The following is a 26,351-nucleotide window of genomic DNA, read 5'->3' as shown; positions in this document are numbered from 1 at the left end:
CGCTCAGCGCTTCCCGAGCCCGAGCTTTTTGCGCAGCCGCGGCGTCTCGCGCTCTCGCACGGCAATACACTGATTCGCCTGCTCTTCGAGCGCCTGAAGCTTCCGCGGGTTCACGAAAGCCGTCTCGAAGATCGCCTTGAAGACCTTGAGCGCGTCGTCCCGCGTCACCGGATCACACGCCTCGCCCACGGCGCTCGAGAGTTCGAGCAAGAGCCCTCCGCCGAACCGCGGGGCGAGCTCGGGGCCCCGCGCGCGGATCCACCCGAGCGACGTGGACAAAGTCTCCGGCGCGCGTGTCGATTCGTGGAACGCACGGGCAAACTCGTGCGCCCGAAGCTCTCCGGCCCGCGCGATGTCGAGGCCCCGACCGAGCTCCGCCGGATCGCCGATCCTCCCGATCGCCCGCGCCGCGATGACCCGCTCCTCCGGCGTCGCCGCCAGCCGCACCGCGTCCCGCAGCGCTTGCAGCCTCTCGTCGCCACCGGTCCGCGCGGCGACGAGCAACGCGACCGCCGTCGTGTCCGCGTCGATCGCGCGTGGATCGTCGAGGTACGCCGTCGCGCGCGAGGCCGCTTGCCGCAGCGTCCACGGGTCCTCCGCGAGCACGCCGAGCGCTTCGAGCACGGCCACACGCGCGAGGCGCGTCGCGTCGTCGTCCTGCTTGCGCGTCGCCCACCCGAGCTCCTTGCCGAGCGGCAGGAACAGCGCGCCGACGAAGCGGCCGAGCGCCTCGCGGGCCCCCGAGTCCGGCAGCACCACGCGGAGCCAGCGCAGGCTCTCTGTCATCTCGGCGAGCACCGCGGGGTGCCGCTCGCCGCGGAGCGACGAGAGAAGCTCGAGCAGCGCATCTGCCCCGAGCTCTCCGCTGCGCACGAGCGCGAGCGCGTTCGCCACGAGGCCCACGCGCTCCGTCGGCGAGAGCTTCTTCGCGACCTTCGCGAGCGCGTCCCACGAGGCGCGCGGCAGCGTGAACCGGTAGTAGCCGCGTTCGTCCGCGTTCGGATGAATCCACGCCGGGCAGCCGCGCCGCGGGAGTTCCAGCGCCAGGCGATCGGAGAGCAGCCCGCACACGGGCGCGGCCCCGCCCTCGTACGCGACGCACGCGGGCACGACGAACGCCTGCGCCGGCTCGCCGCCTGCGCCCGCCCGCGAGGCCGGCGACGTGAGCGCGAGCGACACGCGGGGCGGCTTGTCTGCCTCGCAGGTGAGCTCCGCGCGCACGAAGGGCACGCCCGTGCGTTCGAGGAACGGGCGTGCCACGGCTGCGACGTCCTTGCCCGACGCCTCGGCGAGCGCCGCGAGCAGGACGTCCGTCGAGGCCGTGCCGTGCGCGTGCGCGGACGTGTGCGCCGCGAGGCCCTTCCGCATCACGTCTTCCCCGAGCCATCCTTCGAGCATCCGGACGAGGCTCGCGCCCTTTTCGTAGGTGATGGCGTCGAAGATCTCCTCGGCGTCCCCCGTGCTCACCACGGGCGCGCGCACGGCCCGCGACGAGGGCAGCTCGTCGAGCTTCATCGCGAGGTGCTTGTCGCGCACGCCGAACGCGGCGGCGCTCGTGTCCTTCGTGATCGTGTCGACGACCTTCGCCGTCATCCACGTCGCGAGGCCCTCGTTGAGCCAGAGATCGTCCCACCACGGCGGTCCGACGAGGTTGCCGAACCACTGGTGCGCAAGCTCGTGCGCCACGATCGACGCCATCTCCTGCTTGCCTTGCGCCGACGCCGCATCCGGATCGAGCAGCGCCAGGTCCTCACGGAACGTCACGAGCCCCGGGTGCTCCATCGCCGCGGCCATGAGGTCCGGCACGGCCACGAGATCGAGCTTCTTGTACGGATACGCTCGGCCGAAGAAGCCCGCGAGCACCGCGAGCTCGCGCGCCGCCGTGTCGAGCACGAGCGCGCCGAGCTTCGACTTGCCGCGCGTCGTGACGAGGCGAAGCTCGATCGGATCCTTTGGGCCCCCAACGGTCGACTTCGCCTCGCGGATCTCGAACGGCCCCACGGCGAGCGCGACGAGGTACGTCGGCAGCGGCTCCGTCGTGGCGAACGTGAACGTCTCGTGCGCGGCATCCGGCGAGGCCGTTCGGCTCGTCTCCGGCGCGTTCGACAGCGCGAGCTGGCCCTTCGGCACCGTCACCTTCACGTCGAACGGCACCTTGAAGCCGGGCTCGTCGAAGCACGGGAAGACCCGCCGCGCGTCGACGGGTTCGAACTGCGAGAACACGTACGACGCCCCTGCGTCCTCGACGCGGAACAGGCCCGCCGTGCCCTCGCCGAAGGGCGCGACGTAGGTGATCTCGATCGACGCGCGCCCCGCGGGCAGCGGCCGATCGAACGAGAGCACGAGCTCGTCCGGCGTCTTCTGCCCCGCGCTCGGCCGCGTCGAGATCTGCGCGGGGCGGCGTTCGCCTCGGACGATTCCTTGCGCTCGCCGGAGGTCGATCTCCGTCGCGTGCAGCACCACGTGCGACGTCGGTCGCGGGAGCTCCACGTCGATCGTCACCTCGCCCGTGAAGCGCGGCTCCTTCGGATTCACCCACAACGAGAGCGCGTATCGAAGCGGCCGCGCCGTGTCCGGCAGCCGGCCGTTCGCGAGCGGCGCCGGGGCCTTGGGCGCCTCTGCGGTGGGCTCGCGGGTCGGCTCGACGCGGAGCACCGGCGCGTTCGGGATGCAGCCCGCGAGGGCGACGACGACGAGGGGAAACACGAGCCTCGCTCCGCGGGACCAAGCAAGCATCGATCGAACGTTCGCCGCGCGGCGTGGCCCGGTCAAGCGGCAGGCTCCGGCGCGCCCCGGAACCCGAGCGCCCGCGCTTGCGCCGGGCCCGTGTCCTTGCGGCGCCAGAGCACCGCGTCGAGCACGTAATGCGTGGCCTGCGGCAGCGCGAGCAGCGGCACGACGAGCGCCCGCGCCGAAGGGCCGAGCAGCGGCGCCTCGCGCATCCCGCCGAAGATCGATGGTTTGTCGTGCCAGATCAGCCGATCCCAGAGCGCCTCTTCGGCGAACGCGAGCGCGAGCGCCGCCGCGGCGAACGCGAGCACGCCGCCCGTCACGATCCGCGCGACGAGCCCCGTGGGCGCTTCCCGCGCCCTCTCCCGCGCGAACGCCCAGAGCAGCGCCATGTACGGGATCCCGTGCACGAGGACGTTCGTCACGGTGAACTGGAAGTCCGAGTTCGTCGCGACGATCCCCGAGAACCACGTGATCGCCGTCGTCGCCACGACGAGGTGTTTGCCCGGGTTCCGCGGCCCGCCTCGCCACGCCACGAGCGCGGCGCGCGCCGCGTACGCGACGAGCAGCGCGGCCCAGACGATCCCCGCGGGCACGACGAGCGCCGCGAGCCACGGCAGGGTCACGAAGTCGTCCTCGACGAACCACCGGAACGCGCGGGGCAGATGCGCGTGCCAGTAGAGCAGCGGGAAGCAGGTCGACGCGTAGATCGTGGCGTCGTCGAGCACGCGACCGAGCCGCGAGCGTTCGCCGGCGCGCGCCCGGTAGATCGCCACCCAGCCCGCTTGTTGCCGCACGAAGTGCAGCACCGCCACGTACGCGAGCACGCGCCAGAAGAGCCGCTCGGACGTGGCGTGGAGGCATGCGCCTGCAGCCCAGCACGCGAGCGGCGTGGCGATGTAGAGCGCGCGGCGCTTCCGGAGCTCCTCGCGATCGAAGTACGTCCGGAAGAACGTCGTGTGGACGTGCGCGACGTCGACCGCGAGCACGAACGTGATCCATCCCCAGAGCGGCAGCGCGCCCTCGTCGCTCAGCGCGGGCGCGAGCGCGGCGAGCACGAGCGCGAGCGCCGCGGACCCTCCGAAGACGGCCACGTCGACGCGCGCGCCCCAGATCCAGGGCCCGTTCACAGGCGCTCGGGACTTCTCTCTCGGTCCTCCCGCTAGCCGTGGATCGCCGCGGCGATGATCCAGGATAGGCCGAGGATCACCGAGCCGATCACGATCGCGAGCGCGGTGTTCTGGTCCTCCTCGATCTCCTTGCGGATCGAGAACGGCGTCACCTTCGTGATGATGATGAACGCCACGGCGAAGACGACGAGCCCGATCGCGACGAAGATCAGCGTGGCGATGGAGGCTTTGAGCAACTGCGAAATGTCGAGCATCGATGCTCTCCCGAGGGCCCGGACGGGCCGTGCCGGCAGGGTACGGGAAGATGGGCCCGGCTGGGAAGCCTCGACGTCACGGGCGGAAGCGGCTACGTCCTCGGGCCACCATGGGCATCGCGCGGATCGGCGACGTCGACATCCATTACGACATCTTCGGCGAGAGCGGCCCGGCCGTGCTACTCGTGATGGGCCTCGGCTCGCGGGGGGACAACTGGACGCCGATTTCGCGGGCCCTCGCCGGACGCGGCTTCCGCGCGATCCAGTTTGACAACCGCGACGTCGGCCGCTCCTCGCGTGTCTCCGGCGGGAGCTACGAGATCGCGGACATGGCCGCCGACGCCGTGGGGCTCCTCGATCACCTCGGGATCCCCGAGGCGCGGCTCGTCGGCATTTCGATGGGCGGTATGATCGCGCAGGAGATCGCCGTGCGTTACCCCGAACGGCTCTCGCGCCTCGTGCTCCTCGCGACCTCGGCGGGCGGTGACCTCGCGCGGAAGCCCGAAGGCGCGATCCTCTCCGAGCTCACGGCGCTCGCCCGCGGCGGGGATCCCGCGGCGGCCGAGACGCGCCTCGCCGCGTTTTATCGCGCCATCACGGGGCCGGCGTTCGTCCAGAAGTACCCCGAGCTCCTCGACATGGCCATCACCTCCACGCTCGAAGGCGCGCCCGAGGTCGACGGGCTCCTGCGGCAAATTCAGGCGATCAGCAGGTTCTCCGTGTGGGATCGCCTCGGCGACGTCCGCGCGCCGACGCTCGTCCTGCACGGCGATGCCGATCCGCTGATTCCGCACGAAAATGGCGAGCTCCTCGCGCGGCGGATTCCGGGCGCGCGGCTCCGCACGCTCCCCGGCGTCGGGCACCTCGTCCCGCTGGAGGCGCCGCTCGAGACCTACGGGGCGCTGCTCGATTTTCTAGCCTGACGTGGCTCGGCTCGGCCGGGCGGATCGCTGGTCCGTCCCATGCAACGCCGGCCTCGCATGGTAGATACACGCACGGACGGGATGTCGGGGCTGGCGTGGGCGGCGATGATCCTCGTGATCGTCGGCGCCCTCAACTGGGCGCTCGTGGGCCTCTTCCAGTGGAACCTCGTGTCGGCCCTTTTCGGCGTGGACTCGGCACTCACGCGCATCGTGTACGTGCTCGTGGGCGTGGCGGGTCTGTATTTGATTTTCCTCTCGACGCGGCTCGTGCAACGGCCAAGAGCTTGACGCAACGCTGCAGCCCGAATCTCGCGTGATCCTTTACGAAAAACTCTGGACAAGCAGGGGCTGTCCAGGTTCCGATGCCCGACGTTTGCGCGCTGCACGAGGCAGCCCGTGAGGAGGTCGGAGCATGCGTGGTGGGATTCGGGCGATCAGCGGGATCTTGCTCCTCGGGGCGATATCGGTGGCAGCCGCGGGCTGCAGCAGCGACCCATCGATGCCCACGACGGGGGGCGCGGGCCAAGGCGGCAGCGCGGGCCAGGGCGGGGAGGGCGGCCAAGGCGGCCAGGGCGGTGACGCGGGGCAGGGCGGTGACGGCGGCCAGGGCGGCCAGGGCGGCCAAGGCGGTCAGGGTGGGGTGGGGGGCCAAGGCGGCGCGGGCGGCAGCAGCGCCGTCTGCGGCGATGGCGCGGTCGAAGGCAGCGAGGGGTGTGACGACGGCAATACGGCCGATGCGGACGGCTGCTCGGCGGCGTGCGCCGTCGAAGAAGGATGGAGCTGTGCCGGGGAGCCGAGCAAGTGCACGACGGGCTGCGGCGACGGGCTGATCGCCGGCATGGAGGCCTGCGACGACGGCAATACGGCCGGTGCGGACGGCTGCTCGGCGGCTTGCACGCTCGAGTCCGGCTGGGAGTGCGCGGGGGAGCCGACAGCGTGCACGGACGTGGACGAGTGCGCGCTGAATACGGACAACTGCCACGCGAATGCGAGCTGCACCAACACGCCGGGCTCGTTCGTCTGCGCCTGCAACATGGGATATGCGGGCGACGGCGTTGCGTGCACGGAGGTGGACGAATGCGCGCTGAATACCGATAACTGCGACGCGAACGCGTCCTGCATGAATTCGCCCGGCTCGTTCACCTGCGCTTGCAACATGGGCTACGTGGGCGACGGCGTCGTGTGCATGGACGTGGACGAGTGCGCGCTGAATACGGACAACTGCCACGCAAATGCGGCGTGCACGAACCTGCCCGGCTCGTTCTCGTGCGCGTGCAACACGGGATACACCGGCGACGGCATCCAGTGCACGGACGTGGACGAGTGTGCGCTGAATACGGACAACTGCCACGCGAATGCGGCGTGCACGAACCAGCTCGGCTCGTTCTCTTGCACGTGCAACACGGGATACACGGGCAATGGCGTCCAGTGCACGGACGTGGACGAGTGTGCTACCAACACGGACGATTGTGATCCGAACGCGGCGTGCACGAACCAGCCCGGCTCGTTCTCCTGCGCCTGCATGCCGGGTTTTACCGGCAATGGCAAGACGTGCACGGCGGTCTGCGGCGACGGCCTCGTGGTCGCGGGCGAGACGTGCGACGACGCGGGTACGGTCGCGGGCGACGGTTGCTCGGCGACCTGCAAGGTCGAGAGCGGCTACACCTGCACCGGCATGCCGAGCGTGTGCACGCCCCTCTGCGGCGATGGGATCCTCTTGCCCGGCGAGAAATGCGACGACGGGGACGCCATGGGCGGCGACGGTTGCTCGGCGATCTGCAAGGTCGAGCCGTACTTCCGGTGCAAGGGCACCCCGAGCACCTGCGCGCGCATCCGGATCGCGTATGCCCCGTCGATCGCCGACGCCGCGTCGTATCGCACTGCCATCGCGGCGATCACCGGCGGCACGGTGACCTATGTCGATCCCCGCATGTCCACGCCCTCGCTCGCGACCTTGAACACCTACGATTGCGTGCACACCTGGGTCAACGAGGGGTACGCCAACGCGACCAACTTCGGCAACAACCTCGGCGATTTCGTGGACGCGGGCGGCAACGTGGTCCTCGGCGCCTTCTCGACGTACACGAGCAACATCTCGCTCGCGGGCAAGATCATGACCGCGGCATATTCGCCCGTCGTGTCGCCGACCGGGGACAACCTCTACACCTCGTCGAGTTATTCGGGCAATGGCACGACGTTCCTGCACAGCGGCGTCTCGGCGTACGCCTCGCCCTACCGCGATTACCTCATCCTCCAGGGCGCCGGGATCATCGACGGCACGTACACCGACGGCGAGATCGCGCATGCGTACCGTCCCGACTTCAAGGTCGTTTATTCGAACGGCACCGGTCACCCGGGGATGCAGGGCACCGGCGACTGGGCGCGGCTCGTGGCGAACGGCTGCGCGGCCGGCTTCCTCCAGTAAAATGCATTGATTTCGCCTGAGGCCGGGGAGACGATGATCGTCATGGCGACGATCGTTCGTGGGCTCCTCCTCCTCGGCCTCGTTTCAGGCTGTGGTGCGCGCACCGAGCTTCCCGTCTGCCAGGTGGAGGGGCAAACCCGGGAATGCGAGACCATCTGCGGCAAGGGCGTGGAGACGTGCGTCTTCGGGCGATGGGAGGGCTGCACGGCGCCCCAGCCGTCCTCCACGCTCCCCCTCGGCGTCACGATCCGCGATTTCAGCGCCGCGCACCCTGATTTCGAGGAGGCTTCGATCGGCCTCGATCTCGGGATCGTCCAGACGAACCTCGGCAGCGACGGCAAACCCGTCTACGCCGGCAGCCCCACGACCCCCACGACGAGCGGCAAGGCGAGCTTCGATGAATGGTACCGCGACGTCCCCGGGGTCAATGCCTCGACGTCGTTCGTCCTCGACCTCGCGTCGAGCCCGGGTACGCCGGACGTGTATCGCTTCCACGCGCCCGACTTCTTTCCGATCGACGGACAGCTCCTCGGCAACGAGGGAAATCCGCACAATTTTCATTTCACGCTGGAGATGCAGATCCCGTTCCGGTACGTCGGCGGCGAGTCGCTCACGTTCCGCGGGGACGACGATCTATGGGTCTTCATCAACGACCGGCTCGCCATCGACCTCGGGGGCGTGCACGCGACCGAGAGCCGGACGATCCTCCTCGACGAAGCGGCCGAGACCCTCGGGATCACGAAAGGCGAGGTGTTCCCCTTCGCGCTCTTCTTCGCCGAGCGGCACACGTCGGGCTCGAATTTTTATCTCGAAACGACGATTGCCGAGTTCGACATCTGCCCGAAGTGAACCTCAGGCCGTCGCCTCGTCCTCGGTCGACTTCTTTTTGCGTTGTCTCATTTTTGGCGCTGTGGTCTTCTCGGGTTCGTCCGGGCGAACCTCGGGAGGCGGGGCTTCGCCGCTCAGGATTTGACGCACGATGCGCGTCGCCTCCGCGGCGTGGGATTCGGGGACCATCACCTCGATGGGGACGAAGGGGTGGAGGAAACGCGCCATCGTCCGGTACTGGATGCCGCGCAGCAGGACCGGGATCCCCTCGCTGCGAAGGACGGCGGCGACCATGTCCGCGGCGAAGACGCGTTGCTCCGGCCAAACCGAGACGAGCTCGCCCTCGATGTGCGAGCGCGCGCGGATCTCGGCGACGAGGTCGAGGACGAGCACGGTCAGGAGCGGCAGGAAAGAGGAGCTCGACCCCGGGCCCGCGTCGACGAGCAGCGGCAAGATCACGAAGACGCAGAGCGGAAGGACGCTCTTGCGGAGCGCCGCGAGGACCTCGGCGTTCCCCTCGTCGAGGGGGCGGCTCGCGGGCGAGAACTGGCGCACGCGGTGCCAGAGGGCCTGGCGCGCGGTCGGCGTCTGGAATTGCCATCCGAAGACGAGGACGAGCGCTGCCGTGAGGACGAGGAGGACGGCGACCGGACCGCCGTCACGGTTGAGATACCACGCAATGCCGTCGAAGGGGATCAGGCCAAAGGCCGCCGATATCCTCAGCAACATCCGCAGCAGCGCGTCCACGGACGCGACCACGAGCACCGGCGCGAGACCCGAGGCCGGCAGCCGGAGCGGCGGCGGATTCGCCCCCTCCGCGTCGGCGCCTCGGCGATAAGGCTCCGCGCCGGCTGCTCTCGTGCGCACGCGTTCGTCCCGCCAAGCCGGCCAGCGCGAGCACGCGACCGTCGTGGCCACGAGCAGCACCGGAATGCCGAGCATGGGGGCGATCTCGACGGCCGTGGGCGGCTCGCCCGTGATCATGCCCGTGAGGATCTCGTAGAGGCGCTCGCCCTCGGCGACGAGCTCCGGGACCAAAAAGAGCAAGGCATACCCGCTGCCGAGGCCTCGTCTCGTCACCCACGCCGCGAGCAGCACGAGCAAGCTCATCCCGGCGAGCAGGCTGCCTATCACGACGACGCTAGGATACGTGCCGATTTCCGCCAAGTACATCCATGTCGAAATGGCGTAGGCCTGCGCGAGCGCGAGGCCCATGGCGACGAAGATCATGGCGCGCCCGAGTTTTTCGCGCCCCGCGGGCCCCGCGTGCCGGAGCGGGCGCAGGGGCGGGACGAGCCAGGCGACAAATTCGACGAGCAGCGCCGCGGCGAAGATCGGCCGCAGGCCGAGCGCGAACACGCTCACGTTGACCAGCGACGTGCTGGGCGGCAAGACGTTCGTATCGACGCCGGGCAGGGGGACGAGCCTCGGACCTGCGATCGCGACGGCGAGCGCGACGGCCGTCACCACGATGCGCGATACGAATCCGGGCGGAAGCGGGCGCGCCGCGGCCTCCGCCGCGGGAGCGGCGTAGTAAGCCGGCCCGTCCGCGAGCTCCGCGCCGCAATCGGCGCAGTCCGGTCGATCCACGTCATATTCGGCCGGCGTGCCGGTGTGCTGTCGATGCGGACATGCGACGTTCGGGCAAAACTTCATGACGCCCTCGGCCCGAGCATCCGCGCCCGCGGTCGCGACGTCAAGCCCTTGTGAACGGCGCCGCATGCGCGTAGCCTGGACCTTGCGAGGGAGAGCGATGCAACGACGAATGCTTCCGGAGGCGCTCTTGGTTTGTCTTTTCACGGGTGGGATGTCCGGCTGCGGGGGCGACCCCGCGCCGGCGCCGGTCGATCCCAAGACGAACCCGGCCGAGGGCCCCTCCGCGGGAAACCCGGACGGTGCTTGCGCCGTGCCGGCCGAGACCCAGGCGGCGGATACGTCGAATCCGACCCAGGTCGTCGGCAATGGCACGAAAGAGAGCTGCACCTCGGACGCATTCGTCGATGCCGTGGCAAAGGGCGGCATCATCACGTTCGATTGCGGCCCGGAGCCGGTGGTCATCACGCTCGATCGCACGGCGAAGATTTTCAACGATACCGGCCCCGAGATCGTGATCGACGGCGGCGGGAAGGTCACGCTGAGCGGCGGGGGCGCGCGGCGTATCCTTTACATGAACACCTGCGACGAGGCGCAGCACTGGACCACGCCGATGTGCCAGAACCAGGACCACCCGCGGCTCACGGTGCAAAACCTGACGTTCGTCGACGGCAATGCAAAAGGCGAGGATCCGGACGGCGGCGGCGCGATCTTCGTGCGCGGAGGCCGCTTCAAGGTGGTGAACAGCCGCTTCTTCAACAACGTCTGCGACGATGTCGGGCCGGACGTCGGTGGCGGCGCGATCCGCGTGCTCAGCCAATACGAGGGGCTGCCCGTGTACGTCGTGAGCAGCACGTTCGGCGGGAGCGAGAAGCTCGGCAACGTCTGCTCGAACGGCGGCGCGCTGAGCAGCATCGGCGTCTCGTACACGGTCCTGAACAGCCTGATGTCCCACCAGCGCGCGATTGGCAACGGCGCGAACCCGGCGAAGGACGGAACCCCGGGCGGCGGCAGCGGCGGCGCCATTTACAACGACGGCAATACCTTCACGCTCACCGTCTGCGGGACGAAGATCACGGAGAACCACGCGAACGAAGGGGGCGGCGCTATCTTCTTCGTCAGCAACGATCGCACGGGCACGCTCGTCATCCAGGACTCGGTGCTCTCGAAGAACCCGAGCCTCGGCTTCGAGACGCCGGGGTATCCCGGCATCTTCGTGCTCGCGAACGGGGACCCGCAAGTCACGAACTCGACCCTGGAGTGACAGAGCCATGGCCACCATTCACATTTCCGCAGCGCCCGGCGATTTCGCCGACGTGGTCCTGATGCCGGGGGATCCCCTTCGCGCCCGCTACATCGCCGAGCGTTTCCTGGAGCAGCCGCGCGAGGTGACGGCGGTGCGCAACATGCTCGGGTTCACCGGCCAGTATCAGGGGCAACGCGTGTCGGTCATGGGGCACGGGATGGGCATCCCGTCGGTCTCCATTTATGCGACCGAGCTCATTCGCCATTACGGCGTTCGTGTCCTCATCCGCGTCGGGAGCTGCGGCGCGCTGCGGCCGGAGGTCGATCTGAAGGACGTGATCGTCGCCCTCGCCGCGGGCACGGATTCTCGGGTCAATCGCCATCGGTTCCTCGACCACGACTTCCCGGCGGTCGCGGATTTCGACCTGGCGCGGAAAGCAATGGAGTTCGCCGCGCGCCGGGGCCAGGCGGTCCGGGCCGGCTCTGTGTTCAGCTCCGACCTGTTTTATACGCCGGATGCCGCGCTGCTCCACGCGACGCTCGTGCGCATGGGTATGCTCGCGATCGAAATGGAGGTAGCGGGCCTTTATGGCGTGGCCGCCGAGGAGGGCGCGCGGGCGCTCGCGCTCCTCTCGGTCGCGGACAACCTGCCGGCGGGCACCGCGCTCTCCTCCGCGGAGCGCGAGACAAGCTTCGACGCGATGATCGGGCTCGCGCTGGAGCTCGCGGCCGCCGAGGTCGCGGCCCTCGCGCCGCGATAGGATGCGCCGTCAGCGGCCCGGTCGGCGGGCGAGCCGCGTCGACGATATTATCCGGGCGGCCGCGCAATGAGGGTGTAAAGCACGGAGAGGTCGTTCCGAAGGTCCATCGCGTCCTCCCCCTGATCCCAGCCGAGGACACGTCCGATCGTCCGGATCGCCTCGGTGTCGTCCCGATCGAAGACACGCACCTCGAAGCCCGCCGCCGTGAAAGCCTCCCGCGGGAATGGGGAGCGGCCGTCGGACCAGGGCACGAAGGGTTTGTCCGATGGCGTCGGGGCCGGGCAGATGTTGTAGATGAGGAAAAACCCCCCGGGGCGCAACCGCTCGAAGACCGCGCCGAGGAACGTCGCGTCGTCCACGCCGAGCCGGATGAGCTTGCTCTCGTCCGTGGGTCGGTCCGGATGGATGTATCCCTTCTTGAGGACGTTTTTCGAGACAATCACGTCGAATGGCCCGGCCGAGGCCGCGCGGACCTCGGGATCGTCGGGAAAACTCCCGTGGAGGAGGCGCAGCGAGCCCGGCGCGTTCGAGAGGCCGGGGATCACGCCTTGATCGCTGGGCGCGCCGTAGAGCACGGGGAGGAGCGGGTCGACGTCCACGCCGACCGCATGCACGCCGAGGCCCGCGAGCATCCGGAGGTGCCCGGCGCCGCCATACCCGAAATCGAAAAATCGGGAGCCAGGCGGCAACGTGGCCCCCGCGTCGCCGAGCACCTCGAGCGCGCGGGTATACGCGAGCGGCGAGCCATACCGCGTGTTGTAATAAAACTCCTCGTCGACGGGCAGCGGCTTGAATGCGTCGCGATCCGGGATCCGCGACCAACTCTCCGCATCGAGGACACGTTTCTTGTCTGCGTCCCGGTACAACGTGCGGGGCGCGACGGCCGGGAGCGACGGCGCCGCCGAAAGGAATCGGCGGGCTAGCTCGGAACGGACGAGCGGGGCGAGTTTTTCGGCGTCGGCGCGGATGCGCGCCACACCCTGCGAGGCGTCCACGGGCGCAGCGGGCGCGGGGGCGACGGCGCGGGCCGGCTCGCGTGGCGCGGCGCCGCCGCAGGCCGGAAGGGCGAGGGGGACCACGAGGAGGACGGCGAAGGAGAGCCCGAGGCGCGTCGACATGAATCCCGCGTAGCAGGAGTGCTCCGACGAATCAATGGCGGAGGCGCAGAACGCCCGGGCGCGGGAGGCGTCCCGGCCGGAGCCCCGCGGATTGCCACTTTTTCCGGACGCGCCGTCCCGACGAGGCGCGCCGGGACAACGTGGCAATCGACGAAGGCGCTGGAATCTCGCGCCCGCGGGCTCGTTTCTCCCCGCGTGAAAAAACTCGAAGGGTTGCTGGCGCGCGCCGTCGAGGCGTCGGTTTCGGTCGTCGAGAGGATGATCCACCTCGCGCTCACCGTCGTCCTGATCCCCGTCATCATGGCGGCCCTCGTCGCGCCGGGGATCGGCGTCATTTACGTTTGCACGCAGTGGGTCCTCTCCGTCCCTGGGGGTTTGGCGTGGTACCCGACGGCCTTCGGAGGCCTCTTCCTCGGGGGGTACATGTTCCCCATTTCCCTCCTGAGCGGCACGTTCGGCCGGCACCTCTCCGAGCGTGTCGCGCGTTTGCGTGAGGTCCGCGTGGCCGAGGCGTTGCCCGATCAGTTCGTGGCGATCGACGCCGTGGTCGTGGGAGGTCGCCCGGTCGCCCGTGACCGTGGGCCGGTGTACGCCGCGGACGACGCATGGGTTGCCTATCCCCTCGTCCTCCAGGACGCGGCCGGCGACGTGGTCCATGTCGAGCGCTCGGACGGCGCGGATACGCCGGTCGACGTGGCCGCGATCCCTTATGCTGTGGTCCGCGTGGGGCATCGCGTCGTGGCCATCGGCGAGGTCCGGCGTGATGAGCCAGGCGGGGGCCCGTACCGCGTCCGCGCCTGCGGCGCTCGGCTCGTGCGCGGCAAGGCGCCCTTCTTCACGGTCCGTGAAGGAGACCTCGCTTCCGTGGCCGCCACGCTCCACCGCGGAGAGACCCCGCGCGGCTGGGGTATCTTTTCCCTCGCAGCGCTCGCCCTCGGCCTCGGCTCCCTGATCGGCGCCCAGTCCGCAGCGCCGACGTGGTTTCCATGAAGGGGCGGCTGCGAAGCAATTTGCGCACCGTACCTTCGTGACGGGATCGCGTAATGGGTTTTGACGCGGCGCCCCGGACGGATGTACCATCCCGCGCCGTGCCGCCGCTTCGTTACTTCGTACCCAATGGGTTCACCGGGCTTTCGCTTCTCCTCGGCCTCGGCTCCGTCGTGATGAGCGCCGAGGGCGATTTCCGCCTCGCGGCGTGGATGATCCTCTGGGGCGTCCTGCTCGACAAGCTCGACGGCAGCGCCGCGCGCCTGCTCAACGCCACGAGCAAGTTCGGCGTCGAGTTCGACAGCTTCGCCGACTTCGTGGTCTTCGGCATCGCCCCGGCGGCGCTCGTGTACTACCGGCTGCTGCCGCTCGGGCCGACCCTCGGCTGGGGGAAACACGCGCTCCTCGCGACGTCGGGCCTCTACGCGCTCGCGCTCGCCGTGCGCCTCGCGCGCTTCAACGTGACGACGGGCGGCGAGGGCATCTTCTACGGCCTGCCGGGCACGTTGATGGGCGCAACCATCGCCTCGGCGTACCTCACCTGGGACAAGTACGGTTTGCCCGAGCGTTCGCTCATCGCGAGCCCCGCCGTGCTGGTGGTCGCCGCGGGCCTCATGGTCAGCACGGTCCGCCTGCCGAAGCTGAAGCTCGGCAAGAACAAGGTCCTCAAAGCCTTCACGGTGTGCAATGTCGTCGGGGCGTATCTGTGCGGCCCGCTGCGGATCCTACCCGAGTACCTGTTCGGCATCGCCCTGATCTACACCGTGGGCGGGGTCGTGTATTGCCTGATGAACCCGAGCGCCGGCCTCGACGCCGAGCCCGAGTCAGCTCCCGAGCCCGCCACCACCGAGCGCCTCGCCTGACTTTCCCGCGTTTTCGTGCATGCACGGCTCGCGCGAGGCCCACGCCGCGTGCCCTCTTCGTCACGAAAGCGCAGCCGGATCGCCCACGCCGTCACCCTCCGATGCCCTGGGCGCGGCGCGTCTGACACCATCACCATTGCCATCAGCCGGGACGCGACGGAGTAGCTCCGGGCGCACTGCGCTGTGATGTGTCTCACTTTTTGGTGGTCGCGCGAGTTCTCCCCGCTATCCTCCTGATAAGCCGCGTGCGTGGCCCTGGCGTGTCGCCGGGGCGAAAGCTCCGGCGATTGCTTGGCTCGCGGGTGCTTCACGCCTCGCGATTCAGGGAGGGGCTACATGAGGGCCATCGGTGCTCCGACGGACCGCTTACGATCATTTCACCGTGCGATCCCCGCGCATCTCTCGATCCTCTTGCTGCTCGGCGTAGGCGCCTGCGGGCCTTCAGAGGAGTCCGTACACGAGAACGCGGAGGCGATCGGAGGGAAGCCGGCTGGGCAGTCGCCGTTGATCAACATCGACCGCTCGTTGATGATCACGGATCTGCCGACACTCGAAGCCAAAGATTCGAAGGGAAAATTTCTCTTCTCGCTGGAACGAGTGCTCGGCCAGATTGCGTCCACCAGCGGGTCGAACCCGGGGGGCCTCGACGCCATCAAGCTCTACCAGCGCCTCTTCGACACGAACAACACGAAGGCCGGGGGCTTCATCTCCGACGGGCAACACTGCGACGACGAGAAAGACGCCAATGGCAGGCCGGTGCTGAACGGCTTCCCGATCGAGTGTCCACGGCAGGAGGGCGCGCTGGCGGATCTGTCGAAGCACCACCCGTTCTGCGACGGCCCGGGCTGCGATCCCTACACGCCGATCGCCATCGCCAACCGATTCGATCTGGCCCCAGCCAATGGGCAAAACTGCGGCCAGTACCGCATCATCTTCGCCAAGGGGGTGCAGCAGTCTCCCCTGGCGACCGCCGGCAACCAGATCCTCCTGAACCGCAACCTCCTCATTTTCGAGGCGATTCTGCCGAACCCGAAGCCTGCGTCCGGCCTCAAGGGGTGCGCGAAGGTGGCAGAGCTCTGGGCCGGGTTCTCGAGCATGGACAATGCGGCGCAGCGGGCCGAGGAGCTCGAGCGCTTTTTCTTCAAGGGCGCCTCGGGCTTCCCGGCGGCCTTGCGGTGGGAGCATTTCACGGGCGGGTTCGATCCCCTGACCTACGAGGCGCTCAGCGGCCAGATTCGTAGCAATCAGTTCTTGAACGACACCGCCGCCGGCGGGCTCGGGCAGCCGTGGCAGCTCCGCGAGTACAACCTCCGTCGTTCCTGCAATGGCAATTCGAAAAAGCAGAATTGCAAGCCCGAGGTCCGGATGGTCCCGACCCAGGTGAACCCAGAGGCGAGTCTGTTCGACGACAACAATACGAGCCCGCGGGCGATCTCGTTCCGAAACCCGAACAACACCAAGGGTTTCATCAGCCAGGTGCCCGCCCTCGCGCTGGAAGACCCGAACCTCTTCAACATGAATAAATTGGGCAAGGACTTCAACAGCGGGCAGAGCACGTCGCAACCGGCGGTCGTGCCGGGCGGCCCGCCGGTGGTCAACGACACGAACTACAACTTCGTGTTCAATGCCTCCGGGGCCTTTGCTGCGAAGATCCAGGCCAAGCTCAACGCGATCGGGAGTTCGCGCACGCCCACCGACATCGTGCGTCGAGCCCAGTCGCAGGCCTGCGGAGGGTGCCACGAGCTCGCCACGTCGACGGCGCCGATCTTCGGCGGCGTGGTCAACGCAGAGCAACTCGGCGGCGGCATCGTCTGGCCCAACGTGGCGCCGGGGCCCGAGGTCGCGCCGGGCGTGCGGCCCCTTGCGTTCACGCAGGTCTCCGATTCGCTCCTCGTGCCGATCGCCACCGGGGTCACCTGCAATACGGCATGCACCGCAGAGCCCGCCTCCTGCCTGTGCGCGTGGGCCGTCTCGCCGGCCTTGGCCACCGCCTTCCTGCCGTTCCGGCGGGACTACCTGACGAATTACTTGCAGGGTCTGCCTGGCAAAGGCGGCCCGCAGGGGCGGGGCGACGACGACGGGGACCACGAGCTCTTCTGAGCGCATGCGCCGGGTCGCCGGCCTGATTTTTCCGCGATTTCCCTCCCGCCTACGCTATCATGGGTTCGCCCATGAAGCGCCGCGCCCTGCCCTCGATCACGACGATCGTGCTCACGTTCGTCCTGCTCCTCGCCGCGTCCCCCGCATGGGCCAAGGGCAAGAAGCCACCGCCTCCGCCGCCGCTCGACGGCAAGACGATCGATTACGCGTGGGACGGCAAGGACGTCGGGCACCCGGAGCGCGCCTGGCTCGGGCGGGCGTTCGTGCATCCAACGGCCCTCGCGGACGCGAACGCCAAGCGTCCGCTCCTGGTCTTCATCCACGGCCTGAACACCGAGCGCATCAAGTATCGGTGGATGGGCGGCGGAAACGAGGGCGACGTGCGGCGCATCGTGGCCGGGCTCGTCGAGGCTGGGAAGATTCCGCCGGTGATCGTGGCCGCGCCGAGCTCGATCGTGCCCTCGGCCGTGACGAACGCCGTGACGAGCTGGCCCGCCTTTGATCTCGATCGGTTCGTCGACGAGACCGGGAAAGCGCTGGGCGGCACAGCGAGCATCGATTCGAGCCGCATCCTCGTCGCCGCGCACTCGGGCGGCGGGTGCAACGTGCGCGGCGGCATCGCGACCGCGATCCGGGGGAAAACGAAGGTGCACGCGGCGCTGTCGATCGACACGTGCATGCTGCCCGATATGGCCAAGGTGCTGGCGAGCGGCCGATCTGACATGCACGTGATCGTCTCGTGGCAGACGCTCTCGTGGGCGAAACGTCCATTCAGCGATTTTCGCGCGCTCTTCACGAAAGGCGTGGCCGAGAACCCCGCCGCATCCGGGTTTCTGCGGGAGCTCGAGCACGTGCAGCCGCGTGAGCCCATGCCACACGATGCGATGGTGGGCTTGACGCTCGGTCGGTGGCTTCCGATTCTTCTTCCCACAGGGAACGGGCGTCCCCCGACCCCGTCGCCCTGATCCTTCGCGGAACGCTCGTCGCAGGCCTCCCGCTTGCAAGCGTTGCCCTCATGGCGCGCGCCTGCCCGCAAGGACCCCTCCTCAGAAGCTGGTACGGTCTCGCCGGGGTGGCGCTCGGGATGGTCCTCGGCGCGTTCGGGCTCGGATGCTCGACGAACGGCGCGCCGCGCGTCGACACGCGATGCACGCTCGTCCCTGGAGGAAGCTCAGGGCCCGCCGGCGGCGCCGCCCTGAAAGCGGAGACTGTAGCGGACGGGCTCGAAGTGCCCTGGGGAATCGCCTTCCTGCCGAACGACGATATGCTCGTGACCGAGCGGCCCGGCCGCGTCCGGCTCGTGCATCAAGGCGGGCTCACGCCGCCCCTCCTCGTGCTGCCCGTGGTGCAGGAAGGGGAAGGCGGGCTCCTCGGTGTCGCCGTTGATCCGAAATTCGCAGAGAATCGGTATTTTTACATTTACGTGACGGTGCGCGGGCCGGACGGGCCCGAGAATCAAATCGAGCGATATCGGCTCGCCGACGACGGCGCGAGCGCGACGCGCGACAAGGTGCTCGTCGCGGGGATCCCCGCGGGGCGTTTCCACAATGGCGGGCGGCTGCGTTTCGGGCCCGACGGGATGCTGTATGCAGGGACGGGCGACGCGCAGCACCCGGATCTCGCGCGGGACCCGAGGAGCCTCGCCGGGAAGCTCTTGCGAATGACGCGCGACGGGGAGGTGCCCGGGGACAATCCATTCCGCAAGAGCCTCGTGTACCTGAGCGGCGTGCGCAACGTGCAGGCCTTTGCGTTCGCGCCGGGCGGCGAGGTGATCGTGGCGGATCACGGGCCGAGCGGGGAGATGGGCCGGGAGGGGCACGACGAGATCACGCGGGCCCGGGCCGGCGACGATCTCGGGTGGCCCACGTATTACGGATGCGAAGTGGCGCTCGGCGTGACGGCGCCGTCCTTGGTGTTCGAGCAAGCGACGCCGCCGGGCGGGGCCGTGCTTTATCAGGGGGACGCGATTCGCGAATGGAGAGGGAGCCTGCTCGTGGCGACGCTCGGCTCGCAGCACCTGCACCGCGTGACGTTCGACAGGGAAGACCCGAAACGCGTCGAGCACCACGAGGTGTATTTTCAGGGCGAGGGGCCGACGGGGCTCGGGCGGCTCCGCGACGTGGTGACGGGGCCCGACGGAGCGCTCTACGTGACAACGAGCAATTGCGACGGCCGCGGCGATTGCCCTCGCGACAAGGACAAGATTTACCGGATTACCCGCTGGTCCCCGCGGCCCGCCCTGCCGCCTTCGCCCGAGGGCTGACGTCTTTTTCCTTCCGTGGTGGGAGCGGGCGGGCACTTTTGCTAGGGTCCCGGGGCCGCCGTGTGGATCGCTCGCCCGCCTTTCGCCGTGCTCCTCGCCGTTTCGTTGCTCGGCTGCGTGCAGCGCCCTCCCGGCCCGCCGCTCTGCGCCGCGGACGTGCCCTGCGCGGCCGAGGGGGACGCCTGCGTCGTCGGTCGCTGTCGGCCCAAAAAAGACTTGGTCGTGGCCGCGCTGGACGCGCGGCGCCTCGTGCTCTTCCCGGACGCCGTCGCGGTCGTCTCGTCGAAGGGGCCGAGCGGCGGTGGAGGCGCGCTTCCGGAGGCCGTCGCGCTCGGGCGAAGCGCGACGGGGGATACGTCGCTCCTGCTCCACTTCGAGGTGCCCGTCGTCGAGGTCGGTGAGGTGTCGTCGGCGTTCCTCGTGCTGGAGACGGCGACCGCGTCCGAACCGCCGACCCAGCCGGTGTCGCTCTCGATCGCGCGGATCCTCGATCCCTGGCGCGCCGATTTCGTCTCCTGGGGGCGGAGCCCGCGCCTCGACCTGGCCGAGACGGCGGGCTCCGTGGGCGTGACGTCGCCGAGCCCGGTGCGCTTCGACGTGACGCACGTGGTGCAGCGATGGGCGAAGCGGACCGGCGAGGAGCACGGGCTCGCGGTGATGGCCGATCCGAACGATCCGCGCGGGGTCACGTTTTCCCTCGGCGTGGTGGAGAAGCGGGGGCCGCGCCTCGAGGTCTACGTCCGGTGACGAGCCCGCCGCTGCTCTCGGTCCGCGATCTCGCTGTCTCGTTCGCGACCGCCGAGGGGACAAGCGTGAAGGCGCTCGACGGCGTCTCGTTCGACGTGCCGCAAGGCAAGACCGTGGGGCTCGTGGGCGAGTCGGGCTGCGGGAAGACCGTGACGGCGCTGTCGATCCTGCGGCTCTTGTCGACGCCGAGCGCGCGTATCGATCGCGGCGCGATCGTGTTTCAGGGCGAGGACCTGCTCACGCTGCCGGAGCGCGCGATGCGGCAGGTGCGCGGCGGCAAGATCGGGATGGTGTTCCAGGAGCCGCTGACGGCGCTCACGCCGGTCTACTCGGTGGGCGCGCAGATCATGGAGGCGATCCGCCTGCACGAGCGCATGTCCCGCAAGGAGGCGCGGGCCCGCGCGCTCGCGCTGCTCCACCGCGTGGGGTTTCCCCGGCCCGACGAGCGCTTCGACAGCTACCCGCACGAGCTCAGCGGAGGCATGCGGCAACGCGTGCTGCTCGCGATGGCGCTCGCCGCGCCGCCGCGCCTGCTCGTCGCGGACGAACCCACGAGCGCGCTCGACATGGCCTTGCGAGCGCAGATCATGGCGCTGCTCGCCGATCAAGCGCGCGAGCTCGGGATGAGCTTGCTCGTGATCACCCACGATCTGCCGTTCGTCGCGGAGATCGCGCACGAGCTCGTGGTGCTCTACGCGGGGAAGGTGGTGGAGACGGGGCCACCTTCGCGGGTGCTCGCGTCGCCGCGGCACCCGTACACGCAGGCGCTCGTGCGCAGCGTGCCGCCCGCGGGCTCGTTCCGGACGCGCGGGGAGAAACGGAAGGCGCTGCCGACGCTCGAAGGCTCGCTGCCGGATCCGCGGCGTTCGCCGGGCGGATGCGCGTTCGCGCCGCGTTGCCCCGAGGTGATGGATCGGTGCCGCGAGGAGGCGCCGCCGCTCTTCGAGGCCGAGGGCGGACGCGACGTGGTCCGGTGTTTCCTGCAAGGAGGCGCGGCATGAGCGGCGGACCGGACAAACCTCGCTCGGGCAAACCGCTGCTCCAGGTCGAGAAGCTCTCGGTGCTCTACCCCGTGCGGCAGGGGTTCTTCCGCGCGCCGAAGTTCTTGCACGCGGTCGACGGCGTGAGCTTCTACATCCGGCCGGGCGAGACGTTGGGGCTCGTCGGCGAGTCGGGTTGCGGCAAGAGCACGCTCGGGCGCACGGTGCTGCGCCTCGTCGAGCCCACGCTCGGGCGCATCGTGTTCGACGGGCAAGACATCACGCGCCTCTCCGAGCGAGCGATCCGGCCGTTGCGCCGGCGCATGCAAATCGTCTTTCAAGACCCGTACTCGTCGCTGAACCCGCGCATGACGGTGCGCGAGATCGTCGGCGAAGGGATCGCGGCGCTTCGGCTCGCAAAGACCTCACGCGAGGCGAGCGAGACCGTGGAGGAGATGGTCGCGAAGGTGGGGCTCGGCCCCGAGGCGCTCGATCGGTACCCGAACGAGTTCTCGGGCGGGCAGCGGCAGCGCATCGCGATCGCGCGGGCTCTCGCGGTGCGGCCCGACTTCGTGGTCTGCGACGAGCCCACGAGCGCGCTCGACGTGTCAGTGCAGGCGCAGATCCTGAACCTGCTCGAGCGGCTGCAGGACGAGCTGTCCGTGAGCTACCTGTTCATCTCGCACGACCTGCGCGTGGTCGGCTACATGAGCCATCGCATCGCGGTGATGTACCTCGGCCGCATCGTGGAGATGGGGCCGGCGCGCGAGGTCGCCGAGCGGCGGCTGCATCCGTACACGCGGGCGCTCTTCGGAGCGCTGCCGCGCGAGGACGGCGATCCGCGGCCGCGGCGCGTGCTCTGGGGCGAACCGCCCGGCCCGCTCGAACCGCCGCGCGGGTGCGTGTTCCAGTCGCGTTGCCAGAAAGCCGAGAAGGGGCGTTGCGACGTCGAAGCGCCGGACCTCACGGAGATCGTGCCCGGCAGCCACCACCGCGTGGCGTGTTTCCACCCGGAAGCGAGCGAGCTGCTGGCGCCGCGACCGAGCGCGCGACCCTCGATCCCCGCGAGCCCGCCGAGCGAGGGCTGAACCTCAGGCGCCGACGTGCTCCGACGACTCGGCGTCCTCGATGCGGATGTCGGGCGAGGGCAGCTCGAGCTCTTCACAGGCGAGCACCGCTTCGAGCTTGATCGGGTTTGCGATCGTGGGGGTTTGTCCGACCGTGAGGGCCTCGACGACGGCACTGAGGGTCCAGCGGCCGAGCGACGAGAGGCGCACCTGGTCGCCGTGGACTTGCAGCGTGTCGCGCAGGTCCTCGTGCTGCTGGAGGAGCTCGTCGGCCTCGGGGCCGAGCACCATGCGGGCCGTGCGGACGACGCGGCGGAGCACGCTGTTCCAGGCCGTGAGCGTCTCCTCGTCGGCGACGTCGTCGAGGATGTCGAGGCCGACGGGCAGGCGCGCGAGGCGCTCGATGTAGCGGTGGAGCAGCGGGCCGCGCAGCAGGCGGCCGTGCTGCGGGGCGATGATCTCGACGGGCGGATCGAGGGCGCGGATGGTGTCCATCGCGCGGGTGAGGACGCGGTTCGTCGGCATGTACGTCTGGTGGAAGGCGCGGATGCCGGCCCAGTCGCTCTCGTCGGCCCAGAGCCCGCGCGCCTCGATCGGCGTGAGCCCGCCGAAGAGATCCCCCGTGAAGAGCACGCGCGTCTCCGGATCGTAGAGCATCACGGCACCGCGGAAGTGGCAGAACGGGCTCGGGACGGGGAGCATCATGTGGCCCGTGGGCACGTCGAAGCCGCGGGGAAAACGGGCCGTGTCGACGTAACGCTCGGGCGGCAGGTTGAAGTGCACGATGAGGCGCCACGTCGCCTCGGAGCAGACGATCGAGGCGCCGGGCGCGTAACGGGCCGAGATCACCGCGGCGCTCGATCCGACGTCCGGATCCTGGTGGTTGATGAACAACGCGGAGAGCTTGTTCATCCCGCCGATGAGCGTGCCGATCTTGGCCGAGACAACGGCGAAGTCGGAGCTCGATCCGGGGTCGACGAGCAGGTGGAACGGGCCTGCCTGTTCGAAGCCGGGCTTCGGGCGGAAGATGCGCAGGTAGGGGTTCGCGTGGAAGATGCTCTTCGGGTCGCGCTTGCCGACCCAGAACGTGTCCTTCGCGATCTCGATGGGCGAGACCACCTCGGGCCGATCGGTCTGCTGGGGCGGCGTGGGGCGCTGCGCGGCCGGGGGGCGCACGGCGGGCGAGAGGGGGCCGCTCGTGCCACGCGAGGGCGTGAGCTGGCCGAGGGAAGCCTCAGGCGCCAGCGGGGCGCGGGGCGCGAGGGCCGACGCCGAGTCCGGCGGCGTGGGCAACGTGGGCGGCAGCGGGCGCTTCGCGCCGGCGATGGCGACGGTGGCTGGCTCGGAGTTCGTGCCGACCCTTGGCTCCATCAGCGCTTTGCCGTGCAGGCGATGGGGTTCGGGCGTGTTCCCGGGCGAGACACGTGTCGTGGGCTGCATCGCGTCGGTGACGGCGGCGCGCATCGCGGCGGCGTCCTGGAAGCGGTTCGCCTTGTCGAACTGGAGGGACCGATCGACGAGCTCGATCACGGCGCGGGGGAGGGAGGGCGCGACGAGCGCGAGCGAGCCGACGGGCTTCGTGGCGGCCATGATCAGGCTGCCGGTGAGGTTGCCGGCCTCGTGCACGAGGCAGCCGGAGAGGAGCGTGTACAGAGTCGCGCCGACGGCCCACAGGTCGCTCGTCGCGTCGACCTCGTTCCAGTCGCCGCGCGCCTGCTCGGGCGGCATGAAGCCCGGCGTGCCCATGGTCGTGCCGAAGCTCGTCATGATGCGGCCTTGCTCGACAGCGGCCTCGAGCGCGCGCGCGAGGCCAAAATCGAGGACCTTGATGGTGCCGGTCAGCGTGAGGAAGATGTTCTCGGGCTTGAGATCGCGGTGCAGGATGCGCTTTTCGTGGGCGGCGACGAGCACGTCGAGCACGGCGAGCGCGAGCGTGAGCACCTCGGGCGTGGGGAGCCTGCCGCCGCAGCGCTGGGCGATGCGGTCGTAGGTCTCGCCTTCGAGCAGCTCCATCACGAGGAAGGCGAGGCCATCGTCGGTCTCGTCGTCGTCGAGGATCCGGACGACGCAGGGGTGGCCGACGGCGTTCGCGGCATACCCCTCGTGGTGAAAACGGGCGCGGATCGCGGGCTCGGCGGCGAGGTCCGGGTGGAGGACTTTGACGGCCGCGCGGTTCTTGTTGCGGTGCGTGGCCGCGTAGACGGCTGCCATGCCGCCCACGCCGAGCAGCATATCGAGCCGCCACTTGCCCTTCAGAAGCGTGCCGATGCGGGCCTCGGCGCGCTCTCGATTCGCCCGTTCCACGGCGATCATGCGCTCGTTTCCACCAAGGGACCCTCCGCGTCCGGCATTGCGGAAAGCACCGGAGTCCAGTGAAAGCTAGGGTAGCACGGGCGTACGCGCCGGGCGAAACGATAACGAACGCAATGGCACGTCACACCATTGACGTTTTCTCGTCAATGAGGAGCGCACGTATTGCGTCGAAGGGAGGACGACCCGGGGGCGCGTGTCGTCGGACCATGGATGGCAAACGCGCCCACCCCGTGACCGGAGGTGGGCGCGCGCGTGAGGGGTCCGATCAGGCCTGGGCCACCGTCTCGTCGTCTTCGCTCTCGTCGGCGGCGTCATCCGCGCTCGGCACGACGCCCGTCCCGAGCTGCGACAGGATCTGCGTGCGCCACGAGATCAACGTCTGCGCGCGGCGGCCCGCGGTCGAATCCGAGAGCCCGCTGAGCTTCACGATCTGCTTCGTGATCGCGTCCTGCGTGGGCGGCTTGTCGGAGAGGATCCCGGGGGCGATCGCGCCGATGATCTCGCTGTCCTGGATCGACTTGCGGAACGCCTCGCGTTCCTCGGCGCTCCCGGCCGCGGCATTGCCGAGCGCCTTGCCGAGCTCGGTGGTCCCGAACCCGCCGCCCTCTTCCTCCGCGAGGAACCCGAGCACCCGAGCGGTGTGGAGTCCGTAGAGCACGTGGCGGGGGTTGATCCCGGTGCGGTCGGAGACGTCAGCCTTCGTTTTCGAGCCATCGGCGACCGCATCGATGATGCGGCGGACGTTTTCGAGGCTGTCTGCTTGCGGAATGTCTTTGCTTTCGAGGCGACGACGAGCGGTCGGCATGTTGAGGGGACGGAGTCTACATGCAGACCGTCGACCTTTCCGCCAAAAATTTGCCCGAACGTGTCGAGCGCGCGCGAAAGGGCCCCCGAGCCCCTGGAACCCCGTGACGAGCCTGCCTCCACGGGGGCATGATCGAAGTTTTTTGGCGTAGTTGACGTGGCTTGGATTACGTCTGTCGCGGGGAAGCGAGGTCAGCGGACGGCCGCATGGCGTCCGCGCACCCACGAGCAGACGAGAAGGGGCGAGACGCGCTGCAGCACCGTACGGACGAGCCCATCGAGGCCTCGTCGTGGGGTCGAGGTTGTCCTGTTGGAACCGCCGGCCCCACGAACCCGAGCGCGTGTCGATGCATCGCTTGGAGGACCAAGGGGTCCGCGTCGGCGGGCGCGACGACCTCTTCCGCATGCGACTGCTCGCCGGAGCGAGCGCTCGTGGAAGCGCTTCACAACACGAGCGCACCGTTCGTCCGCGTGATCGACTCGCCGCTGGAGAGGCGCAGGTCCCGCACGAACACTGCGTCCGTGTCCGCCGCGTCTTGCCCGAGCACCACCGTCGTGCCCGTCTCCGTTCGCACGACGACTTGATCGAGCGGCGCGAGGAAGCTCCGCGCCTCGCTCGCCGAGACCACGCGCAGCCACGGCGCCGTGTCAGCCCCGCGCTTCGCGATCCACGCCGCGATCGGCGTCGCGGGGAGATCCGCCGGCAGGGCCGTGTAGACCCACGGCGCGTCGGCCGGCACGCGGAAGCTCGTCTCGGTAGAGCCCGACACGATCCGCACGAGCCCCTCCGAAGGCGCGAGCCGCATCCGCACCGGCGGCTCGTTCGGCGTGCTGCTCGTCGCCGTGATCTCCGCGGCCACGATGCGACCCCGCGCGTCGAGCGTCACGTCCTCGATCACCTGCCGTTCGGCCCCGCTCGCCAGCATGAGGCGCGTCTCGCCGTGCAGCTTCTCGGTGCCGTCCGGTCCGACCGAACGTGACGCTTGGCCCGTCGAACCACGCTTGCCGGCGAAGACGAACGTCGCCTCCGCGGCGCCGCGGGAGGGGCCCTTCGTGTCCCCCGCGCCCCCGGGTGCGTCGCATGCGGTCGTGAAGAGCGAAGCCGAGACGACGATCGACACGGCGGCAAACAGCATCTGCGAAATGCGCATCAGAAAGGCCCTCCGTCGGTCCGTTCATGGGGATCGACGTAGAGCCCAGGCGCGCGTGACGAAAAAAGT

Annotated in this window: 22 protein-coding genes; 14 read left to right on the top strand and 8 right to left on the bottom strand. The window is 69.4% G+C overall.

Annotated elements, in window-relative coordinates:
- Positions 1-3: 3 nt before the first annotated feature.
- Genes QHF89_RS05535 through QHF89_RS05525 form a run of 3 tightly spaced genes read right to left on the bottom strand, consistent with a single transcriptional unit; the run spans position 4 to position 4,114 of the window.
- Positions 4-2,736, bottom strand: a complete 2,733-nt coding sequence (locus QHF89_RS05535) for a M1 family metallopeptidase (protein ID WP_284720105.1) — start codon at positions 2,734-2,736, stop codon at positions 4-6.
- A 32-nt stretch (positions 2,737-2,768) separates the two neighbouring features.
- Positions 2,769-3,860, bottom strand: coding sequence for a hypothetical protein (locus tag QHF89_RS05530; RefSeq protein WP_284720104.1), 1,092 nt, complete (start codon positions 3,858-3,860; stop codon positions 2,769-2,771).
- A gap of 32 nt (positions 3,861-3,892) precedes the next feature.
- Entirely contained in the window at positions 3,893-4,114 is a 222-nt protein-coding gene (locus tag QHF89_RS05525) for a DUF350 domain-containing protein (protein ID WP_136928541.1), read from the bottom strand.
- Between the two features lie 110 nt (positions 4,115-4,224).
- Between QHF89_RS05525 and QHF89_RS05520 the strand changes: the two genes are divergently transcribed.
- The 4 genes from QHF89_RS05520 (at position 4,225) to QHF89_RS05505 (ending at position 8,311) form a co-directional block, all read left to right on the top strand.
- A complete protein-coding gene (locus tag QHF89_RS05520; protein ID WP_284720103.1) occupies positions 4,225-5,037 on the top strand; it encodes an alpha/beta fold hydrolase in 813 nt (270 codons plus the stop codon).
- A gap of 39 nt (positions 5,038-5,076) precedes the next feature.
- Positions 5,077-5,325 carry a DUF378 domain-containing protein gene (locus QHF89_RS05515; RefSeq protein ID WP_284720102.1) on the top strand — a complete coding sequence of 83 codons (249 nt, stop codon included), beginning with the start codon at positions 5,077-5,079 and terminating at the stop codon, positions 5,323-5,325.
- A 124-nt stretch (positions 5,326-5,449) separates the two neighbouring features.
- Positions 5,450-7,462, top strand: a complete 2,013-nt coding sequence (locus tag QHF89_RS05510) for an EGF domain-containing protein (RefSeq protein WP_136967164.1) — start codon at positions 5,450-5,452, stop codon at positions 7,460-7,462.
- Positions 7,463-7,504: 42 nt separating this feature from the next.
- Complete coding sequence (locus tag QHF89_RS05505; protein WP_284720101.1) at positions 7,505-8,311, top strand: fibro-slime domain-containing protein; 807 nt, start codon at positions 7,505-7,507, stop codon at positions 8,309-8,311.
- A gap of 3 nt (positions 8,312-8,314) precedes the next feature.
- Here QHF89_RS05505 and QHF89_RS05500 read toward each other — a convergent pair whose 3' ends face one another.
- On the bottom strand, positions 8,315-9,946 hold the full coding sequence (locus QHF89_RS05500) for a putative signal transducing protein (RefSeq protein ID WP_284720100.1): 1,632 nt from the start codon (positions 9,944-9,946) through the stop codon (positions 8,315-8,317).
- Positions 9,947-10,043: 97 nt separating this feature from the next.
- On the opposite strand from QHF89_RS05500, the gene QHF89_RS05495 reads away from it, so the two are divergent.
- Positions 10,044-11,147, top strand: coding sequence for a hypothetical protein (locus QHF89_RS05495; RefSeq protein WP_284720099.1), 1,104 nt, complete (start codon positions 10,044-10,046; stop codon positions 11,145-11,147).
- A 7-nt stretch (positions 11,148-11,154) separates the two neighbouring features.
- Positions 11,155-11,889 carry a purine-nucleoside phosphorylase gene (gene deoD, locus QHF89_RS05490; protein WP_136967167.1) on the top strand — a complete coding sequence of 245 codons (735 nt, stop codon included), beginning with the start codon at positions 11,155-11,157 and terminating at the stop codon, positions 11,887-11,889.
- A 47-nt stretch (positions 11,890-11,936) separates the two neighbouring features.
- Here deoD and QHF89_RS05485 read toward each other — a convergent pair whose 3' ends face one another.
- Positions 11,937-13,007: a class I SAM-dependent methyltransferase gene (locus QHF89_RS05485; RefSeq protein ID WP_136967168.1), complete on the bottom strand. Its 1,071-nt coding sequence runs from the start codon at positions 13,005-13,007 to the stop codon at positions 11,937-11,939.
- 195 nt (positions 13,008-13,202) lie between these two features.
- Here QHF89_RS05485 and QHF89_RS05480 point away from each other — a divergent pair, with 195 nt between their 5' ends.
- The 8 genes from QHF89_RS05480 to QHF89_RS05445 all read left to right on the top strand — a co-directional run bounded on the left by QHF89_RS05480 (position 13,203) and on the right by QHF89_RS05445 (position 22,035).
- On the top strand, positions 13,203-13,997 hold the full coding sequence (locus QHF89_RS05480) for a hypothetical protein (RefSeq protein ID WP_136967169.1): 795 nt from the start codon (positions 13,203-13,205) through the stop codon (positions 13,995-13,997).
- A 98-nt stretch (positions 13,998-14,095) separates the two neighbouring features.
- Positions 14,096-14,857, top strand: a complete 762-nt coding sequence (locus QHF89_RS05475) for a CDP-alcohol phosphatidyltransferase family protein (protein ID WP_170228977.1) — start codon at positions 14,096-14,098, stop codon at positions 14,855-14,857.
- Between the two features lie 504 nt (positions 14,858-15,361).
- Positions 15,362-16,957: a hypothetical protein gene (locus QHF89_RS05470; protein WP_136967171.1), complete on the top strand. Its 1,596-nt coding sequence runs from the start codon at positions 15,362-15,364 to the stop codon at positions 16,955-16,957.
- A gap of 71 nt (positions 16,958-17,028) precedes the next feature.
- A complete protein-coding gene (locus QHF89_RS05465) occupies positions 17,029-17,922 on the top strand; it encodes an alpha/beta hydrolase (protein WP_136967172.1) in 894 nt (297 codons plus the stop codon).
- 107 nt (positions 17,923-18,029) lie between these two features.
- A complete protein-coding gene (locus tag QHF89_RS05460) occupies positions 18,030-19,220 on the top strand; it encodes a PQQ-dependent sugar dehydrogenase (RefSeq protein WP_284720098.1) in 1,191 nt (396 codons plus the stop codon).
- A gap of 60 nt (positions 19,221-19,280) precedes the next feature.
- Positions 19,281-19,967, top strand: coding sequence for a DNRLRE domain-containing protein (locus QHF89_RS05455; RefSeq protein WP_136967174.1), 687 nt, complete (start codon positions 19,281-19,283; stop codon positions 19,965-19,967).
- Positions 19,964-20,968, top strand: a complete 1,005-nt coding sequence (locus tag QHF89_RS05450) for an ABC transporter ATP-binding protein (protein ID WP_284720097.1) — start codon at positions 19,964-19,966, stop codon at positions 20,966-20,968. Before QHF89_RS05455 ends, QHF89_RS05450 begins: the two co-directional genes overlap by 4 nt.
- Entirely contained in the window at positions 20,965-22,035 is a 1,071-nt protein-coding gene (locus QHF89_RS05445) for an ABC transporter ATP-binding protein (protein ID WP_136928527.1), read from the top strand. The genes QHF89_RS05450 and QHF89_RS05445 overlap by 4 nt, the downstream gene beginning before the upstream one ends.
- 3 nt (positions 22,036-22,038) lie before the next feature.
- Here QHF89_RS05445 and QHF89_RS05440 read toward each other — a convergent pair whose 3' ends face one another.
- The 3 genes from QHF89_RS05440 to QHF89_RS05430 all read right to left on the bottom strand — a co-directional run bounded on the left by QHF89_RS05440 (position 22,039) and on the right by QHF89_RS05430 (position 26,282).
- Positions 22,039-24,327 (bottom strand): oxygen-binding di-iron domain-containing protein, encoded by a 2,289-nt coding sequence (locus tag QHF89_RS05440; protein ID WP_136967176.1) that lies wholly within the window; start codon positions 24,325-24,327, stop codon positions 22,039-22,041.
- Positions 24,328-24,592: 265 nt separating this feature from the next.
- Positions 24,593-25,132, bottom strand: coding sequence for a hypothetical protein (locus tag QHF89_RS05435; RefSeq protein WP_136967177.1), 540 nt, complete (start codon positions 25,130-25,132; stop codon positions 24,593-24,595).
- Between the two features lie 442 nt (positions 25,133-25,574).
- Positions 25,575-26,282 (bottom strand): hypothetical protein, encoded by a 708-nt coding sequence (locus tag QHF89_RS05430; RefSeq protein WP_136967178.1) that lies wholly within the window; start codon positions 26,280-26,282, stop codon positions 25,575-25,577.
- Positions 26,283-26,351: the final 69 nt, after the last annotated feature.

The organism is Polyangium sorediatum, assembly GCF_029946465.1.
GTDB classification, from domain to species: domain Bacteria; phylum Myxococcota_A; class Polyangia; order Polyangiales; family Polyangiaceae; genus Polyangium; species Polyangium fumosum.
This window is presented reverse-complemented; position numbering and strand designations above follow the sequence as displayed.